Raw genomic sequence first — 1,652 nt, forward strand, 5'->3', positions numbered from 1 at the left:
CGGACGCATCATGACGGGGCTCCACTGGGAAAATGGGAGCCCAGCATCCGGAAGCAGGCAGTTCAAATGAAGGTGGGGTTTGTGGAGCGCTTACGGCCGTATTAAATCTTCCGGCTCCCACATCTGTAGGCGCTGCGCCAACTTGAACGCTGTGCCGGCCCAACCTGACACCTTGAACCGAAAAGGTCTGAACGGGCTACTGGGGAAATTGATATATCTTGGGCTCGGGCTAGGGATCGAATAGGCGGGATAACTGAGGAACGATGCTAGAGCACTAGGCGCAGAGACGGCCTAGTGTTCCGTATTGACACAGCAGCAGGCTATCCAAAAAATAATTAGATTGAAGAGTAGCCAGCAATAGCACGGGTGAAAGTGGAGCGACTTCTAGGTTGCTACATCGATAAGTGGTGGACAAGCAAAGCGCTATCCACCACCTCGCAAACCAAACTCTTACAGTTAAGCTGCTTGCTTGTCCTAGCTTGGCGCTCTCGCAAAGCTGTAGTCAGGATATAATCCCGCAACTTCATTTATCATCTTTTTAAATTTGCTGATGTAAGATGGTTTTTTGTCAAAAAGCATATGGTAAAGCGCTATTCTTCCATGAATAAGTGACAGGCACTCAACTGAGTCAGTCACCCTCTCGGACGAACTGAGAGAGAGAAGCATATTTATTTGCTCCGAGTCTAGCTCATGTAGCTTCTTGAGAGTGTGATACGTATATGCCTCTTGCTGCTTGATTAATTTGAAAAGATTTTGGGGCTTCTCAGGATATATCAGTCTCTCCATTCTTTCCTTTTTGCTAATGTAATAGGCAAGGCACTTCCTGTGCGGCTGCTTCCAGTCCTCTGGAGGTGCAGTATTGTCAAGCATGCTTTTTATTTCATGCATTGAATCTCGCTGCACTCGCCACGTGTTGACTAGCTCAAAGGTGTCATTTCTTAAGATGGCTATTAATAATCCCTTGCTGTTGGACTTTCCAGTGGTGTGTGTTGCCGTATAACAAAAGCTGCGCGCAATTATCTTTGTTTTCATAACATTAGACTGTCGGCTTCTGGATTGTAAGGGCAGCGCCGCGCTCTCGCTTCGCGCACCAATTTCCCGAGTGCTTTTCGGGTTGCTATTTCTTTATCCTTGTGGCCTCTATCCCCACCGCCATAATCTTGCATTTGGTCTCTTCGCATTTTGATTGTCCGAACAAGAATATCGATGCTTACTGCAAGATCATGACAGTTAGATTCCTGCGGTTTGCATTTCAGAGCATCCCTTTGCTCCTGCCTGTCAGGCCAGTTTTCCCCTCCCATGGGAACCCATGTTGGATAGGGAAGTCCGCCCATGGAAGCTGTTGGACTTGGAGCAGGGACTTCAGGACCAATGGGAGGATATGCATTAGTCGTTGAGCAAAGCAGGCAGGGAGCCACATAAGGCAGTATTACAGTGTCCGGCGTCGCCGGCCTAGCGGTCGGTCCCCTAAAGAGGCCGTATGGATCCGAGTAGCTAAGGGGGTTTCCGTCAACATACCCATAGGTATTCAGCCCGCCCCTCAGCCCAATCGGATCGCTCTCCACATACCGCCCGGTCTGCGGGTCGTAATCGCGGAAGTAGTTGTAGTGCAGGCCGCTTTCGGCGTCGTAGTACTGCCCGGGGAAGCGCAG

The 1,652-nt window shown here is 49.8% G+C and carries 2 protein-coding genes; both read right to left on the bottom strand.

The window, feature by feature from the left end; translation table 11 throughout:
- Window positions 1-474: 474 nt before the first annotated feature.
- Window positions 475-870, bottom strand: coding sequence for a hypothetical protein (locus CHC02_RS30130; protein ID WP_139210283.1), 396 nt, complete (start codon window positions 868-870; stop codon window positions 475-477).
- A gap of 158 nt (window positions 871-1,028) precedes the next feature.
- Window positions 1,029-1,652, bottom strand: a 624-nt coding sequence (locus CHC02_RS30695; protein WP_244161046.1) for an RHS repeat-associated core domain-containing protein, incomplete at its 5' end; no start/stop codon positions are given.

The sequence above is a fragment of the Pseudomonas delhiensis genome, assembly GCF_900187975.1.
Taxonomy (GTDB): domain Bacteria; phylum Pseudomonadota; class Gammaproteobacteria; order Pseudomonadales; family Pseudomonadaceae; genus Pseudomonas; species Pseudomonas delhiensis.